The sequence below is a fragment of the Vicinamibacteria bacterium genome (assembly GCA_035620555.1).
Lineage (GTDB): Bacteria > Acidobacteriota > Vicinamibacteria > Marinacidobacterales > SMYC01 > DASPGQ01.
Window position 1 is genome coordinate 1 of record DASPGQ010000041.1, and the last position, 6,244, is coordinate 6,244.

Annotated in this window: 6 protein-coding genes; all 6 read right to left on the minus strand. The window is 63.0% G+C overall.

Going from position 1 to position 6,244, the window contains the following annotated elements; translation table 11 throughout:
• Positions 1-51: 51 nt before the first annotated feature.
• On the minus strand, positions 52-1,413 hold the full coding sequence (gdhA, locus tag VEK15_01515) for an NADP-specific glutamate dehydrogenase (GenBank protein ID HXV59342.1): 1,362 nt from the start codon (positions 1,411-1,413) through the stop codon (positions 52-54).
• Positions 1,414-1,446: 33 nt separating this feature from the next.
• The gene (locus VEK15_01520) at positions 1,447-3,072 is read right to left on the minus strand and encodes an amidohydrolase (GenBank protein HXV59343.1); all 1,626 of its coding nucleotides are present in this window, start codon (positions 3,070-3,072) and stop codon (positions 1,447-1,449) included.
• A 161-nt stretch (positions 3,073-3,233) separates the two neighbouring features.
• Positions 3,234-4,079 (minus strand): GNAT family N-acetyltransferase, encoded by an 846-nt coding sequence (locus VEK15_01525; GenBank protein ID HXV59344.1) that lies wholly within the window; start codon positions 4,077-4,079, stop codon positions 3,234-3,236.
• Positions 4,080-4,088: 9 nt separating this feature from the next.
• Entirely contained in the window at positions 4,089-4,748 is a 660-nt protein-coding gene (locus tag VEK15_01530) for a DUF502 domain-containing protein (GenBank protein ID HXV59345.1), read from the minus strand.
• A gap of 83 nt (positions 4,749-4,831) precedes the next feature.
• Positions 4,832-5,350, minus strand: a complete 519-nt coding sequence (locus tag VEK15_01535) for a hypothetical protein (protein ID HXV59346.1) — start codon at positions 5,348-5,350, stop codon at positions 4,832-4,834.
• Positions 5,347-6,244 (minus strand): ATP-binding protein (locus VEK15_01540; GenBank protein HXV59347.1); only part of this gene is annotated, 898 nt, incomplete at its 5' end. The genes VEK15_01540 and VEK15_01535, both read right to left, overlap by 4 nt.

Here is a 6,244-nt window from a genome sequence, read left to right on the forward strand (position 1 = left end):
CAACGTCTTTGCGTATTTGACGCACTAACGGCCAGCACGGAGGCCGGTAAGCTACACCAGCCCCTGATCCAGCATCGCATCCGCCACCTTGAGAAAGCCAGCGATGTTGGCGCCGTTCACGTAGTTGTGCGGCGTGGCGAATCGCTCCGCGGCGTCCACGCAGGCGGCGTGGATACTCCTCATCAGGATCTGTAGCCTCTGGTCCACCTCTTCGCGGGTCCAGCTGTAGCGCATGCTGTTCTGAGCCATCTCCAGGCCGGAAACCGCGACGCCGCCAGCGTTGGCCGCTTTGCCCGGGCCAAAAAGAATACGCCGGTCCACGAAGCGCTCCACCGCATCGGGCGTCGACGGCATGTTGGCGCCCTCGGAAACGACGTACACACCATTGGCCAGGAGGTTATCGGCATCTTTGCCGTTGATCTCGTTCTCCGTCGCGCTGGGGAAGGCGCAACTGGCGGTGTGATTCCAGAGCGGGTTCTGGTCTGCTGCGGGGTCTTCCGGAGTGTAGACGGCGCTCTTGTACTTTTCCGCATACTCCTTGATCCGCCCGCGGCGCACGTTCTTGAGCTCCATCACGAACGCGAGCTTGTTGTCGTCGATGCCCTCGGGGTCGTAGATGTATCCGCTCGAATCGGAGAGGGTCACGGCCTTGGCGCCGAGCTGATTGAGCTTCTCGACGGTGTACTGCGCCACGTTGCCGCTTCCAGAAACGAGACAGGTCTTGCCCTGAAGGGTCTCGTTTTTCGTCTCCAGCATGTCGGCGGCGAAGTACACCGCGCCGTAACCCGTGGCCTCGGGACGAATGAGCGAACCGCCCCAGTTCGTGCCTTTGCCGGTCAGGACGCCGGTGAACTCGTTAGCGATCCGCTTGTATTGGCCAAACAGGAAGCCGATCTCGCGGCCACCCACGCCAATGTCACCCGCGGGGACGTCGGTATTCGGTCCGATATGCCGGTAGAGCTCGGTCATGAAGCTCTGGCAGAACCGCATCACCTCATGATCGCTCTTGCCCTTCGGGTCGAAGTCCGATCCTCCCTTGCCTCCGCCCATGGGGAGTGTGGTGAGGGAGTTCTTGAAGACCTGCTCGAACGCGAGGAACTTGAGGACACCCAAATCGACCGACGGATGGAAACGCAGGCCTCCCTTGTAGGGACCAATGGCGCTGTTCATCTCGATTCGAAAGCCTCGGTTGATGCACACCTCGCCCTGGTCGTCCATCCAGGGAACTCGGAACATCACCACTCTTTCGGGCTCGATGATGCGCTCGAGCACCTTGGCGCTACGGTACTCGGGATGCCGGTCGAGGACGAGCTCGAGTGACTCGACGACCTCCTGGACCGCCTGGTGGAATTCGGGCTCCGCCGGGTTCTTGGCTTTGACCTCCGACATGAGGGTGGCTACGTATTCGCTCATGGGGCTTGCTTCTCCTTTGTGCTTGGAAGGGGGCTAGTTCTCGTGAACGACTCGACCCGCGACCACGGTCATCACGACGCGAGCGGTGCGGATTTCCTCTGGCTCGACGGCGGTGAGATCGCGATCGATGACCGTGAAATCGGCGAGATATCCCGGCTTCAACATGCCGCGGTTCCCCTCCTCGAAGGAAGCGTAGGCGGCCGCGCGCGTGTAAGCCGTGAGCGCGTCTTCGACTCCGATCTTTTCCTCCGGGACCCACCCATCGGGATTGGCCTCATCGAGCGTTCGGCGTGTCACGGCCGCATAGATACCTTCGAGAGGTGTGGGCGGAGCGACGAACCAGTCGCTTCCGAATGCGAGATCCGCACCCGCCTCGAGGAGGCTCTTGAACGCGTAGGTCGTTCGAATGCGCAGGGGTCCGATCACCTTCTCCGCCCACCGGCCATCATCGATGGCGTGGTAGGGCTGCATGCTGGGGATGACGCCGAGCGGGGCGAAACGCGAAATGTCTTCCTTCCTGAGGTGCTGGGCGTGCTCGACGCGGAATCGGCGGTCGCGCTCGCCGTTCACCCGGGAAACGCGCTCGAAGATGTCGAGAAGCGTCTCATTGGCGCGGTCGCCGATCGCGTGAACGGCGACGTGAAGCCCGGCGGCATCCGCGCCCGATATCCATTCGTACAGATCCTCCTCGCCATTCACGAAGAAACCGCGATCGGCAGGCTGGTCGTCGTAGGGCGCGTGGAATGCCGCGGTATGGGAGCCGAGGGAGCCGTCGACGAAACCTTTGAGCATTCCGTACCGCAGCCATTCGTCCCCCCGGCCTTCCGCGGCCACGAAGTCTCGGAGTCGTTCCCAGCTCGCAAGGGGAACGGCGGCGTAGATTCGGGTCGTCAAAGCATTCTTTTCCCGAGCACGCCGGAAGGCGGCAAGGTCGTCCCACGTTCCCATGTGATGGACCGTCGTCACGCCCCGTTGCGCGACGTAGCCCATGGCCGCCTCGAGCGCCCGGGCAGTCATCGCTTCGTCGGGAGGGGGCACTACGTCCCCGACGAGATCCATGGCGTTGTCCCGGAGAATGCCGGTGGGCTCGCCGTCTTCGTCGCGCTCAATCGATCCTCCTTCGACGTCCGCGGTATCGCGAGTGACGCCGGCCGCTTCGAGAGCGAGGCGGTTAGCCAGCGCCATGTGACCATCGAGCCGATGGACCCACACGGGGTTCTCGGGCGTGACCTCGTCGATCCAGTGGCGCTCGGGGAGGTCTCCGCCCCACAGTTGGTGATCCCAGTCCCCGCCGAGGATCCAGGATCCCGGGGGCGCCGCTGCGGCGAATTCTGCGATGCGACGGGTGAACTCCTCGGGACTCGAAGCATCGCGAAGCTGGACCGACGCGAGTCGGAAGCCGCCATCGAGAAAGTGAACATGGCTGTCGATGAAACCGGGAGTGACGAACCGACCGGTCGCATCGACCACCCTGGCTCCCCCCAGTCGGGCGCGCACCTCGGAGCTCGAGCCGACGGCGAGGATCCTCTCGCCGCCAACGAGGATGGCCTCCGCCCAAGGATCGGAGGGGTTGCCCGTCCAGACCCGCGCGTTGAGAATTGCGAGGCTAGGGGAGGGGCCGTCTTCGGCAGGACATCCCATCAGGCACAAGGCAAGCACCGGTGCGACAATTCGGGTCTGCAGTGTGGTCAGTGTCTAGGCTCGATCGTCCAAGAATCGGTTGAGGGTGTCTCCGCGGCGAATGTTACGCTCTTCGTTCGCTTCCACGAACGCCATAACAAAATGGTAGTTCCTGCGGTGGCCTCTTTCAAGCGCCGCGGCTAACACCGGGCGGTCGCGGGTAGCTTGAAAGGAAGACCGTCCGGAAGATACGGGCCGCGGACCATGAGAACGTCCTCCTCGCGCGATTCGGGGACCGGCTCGAGCTCGGCCCCGAGCCGATCGGGCGCGAAGTGAACCTCGACGGTGTCGAACGGGTTTGCGACCATTCCCAGAAGATCGGAGAAGGATGGGAGCTCGGGGGTGACCACGTCCCATACGACGAGCCGGCCGGCGTCGAGGTCGCACGACAGCACCGTTTGCAGCTCCTCGCAATAGACGAGACGGTGTCGCGCCTCGTTGAAGAGAAAAACGTTGCGGTCGAAAACCCCCAACCGGTTCGATACGGGCTCCCGGCGTTCCAGAAGTTTCCCAAGCAACGCTGGATCATTCAGGGTGACCGTGGGTCGCGAGCTCACGGACGCCTCTGCGGTGCTGACGAAATGGTGCTCCTCGACGATCCGAAAGCCGAAGCTCTCGAAATACTCCGGATTGGCGGTGCAGAGTTGGAGGGTTTCGTACCTCTCGTCGCACCAGCCGAGAAGCTCCTCCATGAGGGAACGAAAGTATCCCCGTCGCCGGAGCTCGGGATGGGTGGCTACCCCGTGCACGCTTCCCGCCGTGGTCCTTCTGCCGTTCATCTGAAGAGGCATCTCGAGCAGGCCGACGTGCGCCACGACGCAACCCTGGCGACGGTAGACGAACGGCGTGCTGCAGCTCTCCCACCGCAGGCCAAGGCGTCGCGCAGCCTGCTCCTGCTCACGGAAAAAAGGAAATACCGTGGATAGGAGGTCGAGCACCTCGGAGAGAAGCCCGGCGTCATCGTAGGACGCCCGGTGGCGCGTCATCACTCCCGGCTAGGGCACCGTCACTTCTTCCGCCGTCTGCGGCACGGGAACGAGGTGCCGCCGGCGCCATTCGGGAACGACGACTCCGAGCGAGATGATCATCCGGAGGGCTTCGTCAACGCTCATGTCGAGCTCGATGGCCTCGTCCCGCGGGACCATGAGAATGAACCCCGAGGTGGGGTTCGGTGTCGTCGGCACGAAGACACAGATGACCTCTTTCTCGGTGCGCGCCTGGACCTCGTCGAGAGCGCTCGCCGTCTGGAACGCGAGGCTCCAGAGCCCCTTGCGGGGGTATTCGAGGAGAAGGACTTTGCGGAAGGACTGGCCGTTCGGGGACAGCAAGGTCTCCGCGACCTTCTTCACTCCGGAATAGACCCAGCTGACGAGCGGTATCCGGGCGAGAAAGCGTTCCCAGGCGTCGAGGAAGCGTCTCCCCAGGATGTTCGCGGCGAGCGAGCCGGTCACCAGCAGAAGAGTGAACGTGAGGATGACCCCCAGCCCCGGTATGTGGAAGCCGAGGAGGTTATCGGGTCTGAATGGCGCAGGAATGAGCAGCAGCGTCTTGTCCATCACGTTGATCACGAATCGAAGCGAGAAGAACGTGACGACGAGCGGCACCCAGACGAGAAGGCCAGCTGCTATATGGCGTTTGATCTTGAGCTTCCGCATGAGCCCCCGGGAAACATCGACTGTCGGGTACTACTTCAAGGTTAACGCGCCGGGCGTGCCTTGGCAAGATCCTCTTCGGCGGTCTATTCGAGGTTGAGCCCCTTCCTGAGCTTCTCCATTTGGTGGGGCTCCAGGGATTGCATTTGAAGCGCGCGCAGCAGCTTCTCTCGATTGAGAGCCAGAACCTTGAATCCGCAGCGCTCGAAAGGCAGGGGGTTGGCTTGCTCGAGGAGAACCAGTGGATAGTCCCGGCACATCCCCGGGCGGGAATCGTACGAGTCGCAGCGTCTCGATTCCCGTTCGTAATGGGAGCAGCGGAAGACAAATGCCCGCGACGCTCGGTCGCGTCCCTCGAGAAGGAAGCCGTTGACGCGCTCGTGCCACCACAGGAAGAGCTTGCGAAATAGCGGGACGTACCAGGTGAGCTTCCCCACCTGGATTGCCGGCGCCTCGCAGCATTGTCCCGAGCGAGCGCAGGCACCACCAAGCTCGTAGCGGATGTCGCCCGCCCTCCGTGCGGTGGCTCGGTGGAGTCTGAGTCTGAGGTCGAAGAGGATGAGCGCGATACGCTTCACCGATCGAAGGGCGGGACCGTCTTTCATTGTCGAAGCAAAGCCGAGATCTCCTGGATCCGGTGCTCGAGGGTGACCGCTTTCTCGGGCGTCGCATAGCGCTCGCGAAGGGGCTCGGGAACGAACTCGGCATCGGTGGATTCCCTGATGGCGACGAGCAGCTGGAGCTCCTTTTCGAGACCGTATTCCGGCGTGCGAAAGTGAACGAGCGCTCGACGGATGTGCTCGGCGCCGGGCGTCTGATCGCTCTCGAGGGCGGCCGAGCGGAGCGACTGCACGAACAATCCCTCGATATCGGCCCCGGTCAGGCCCTCGGGAAGGGGAGGAACGTCGGCCTCGTCGATGGTGACACCACTCTTGCGCGCCACGGCGAGAAACATCTCTTTCCGCGCTTCCTGAGTCTCCGGTGGAAAGAGAGGAATGTGGACCTCGCACCGCCCCTGCCGTTTCAGATCGACGGGCAGAAGATCCGGCCGGCAGGTGAGGAGCATCCACAGAATCCGGCCTCGATAGCTTGTGTCGCTCATGAGGGACGAGATCATCGCGAACATTCGGCTCGAGGTACCCGAATCGCCACCCGATGAGCGTGTTCCGAGAGCCGCGTCGGCTTCGTCGACGACGACCGCGACCGGGCCGAGCGCCTTGATCACCGAGAGGACTTTCTGGAGATTGCCCTCCGAGCTTCCCACCCACTTGCTCCGAAGGTTCTTGAAGACGATGGCGGGAATGCCCAGGCTTCCCGCGAAGCAGGTGGCGGTGAAGGTCTTTCCCGTTCCGATGACGCCGCAGAGCAGATACCCCATGGGAAGGGCTCCGAGCTGTCCCTGTTTGAAGAGCGTCACGTCCTGACGGAGCCGGTGCTTGACAGCCTCCGGTGCCACCACCATCTCGAGCTCGAATCGCGGCGCGACGAATTCCACCAGG

Bases quoted from the DNA above. Each gene is read 5' to 3' on its own strand.
- VEK15_01530 (HXV59345.1), bottom strand. From the start codon at position 4,748: ATGCGGAAGCTCAAGATCAAACGCCATATAGCAGCTGGCCTTCTCGTC.
- VEK15_01525 (HXV59344.1), bottom strand. From the start codon at position 4,079: ATGACGCGCCACCGGGCGTCCTACGATGACGCCGGGCTTCTCTCCGAG.
- gdhA (HXV59342.1), bottom strand. From the start codon at position 1,413: ATGAGCGAATACGTAGCCACCCTCATGTCGGAGGTCAAAGCCAAGAAC.
- VEK15_01535 (HXV59346.1), bottom strand. From the start codon at position 5,350: ATGAAAGACGGTCCCGCCCTTCGATCGGTGAAGCGTATCGCGCTCATC.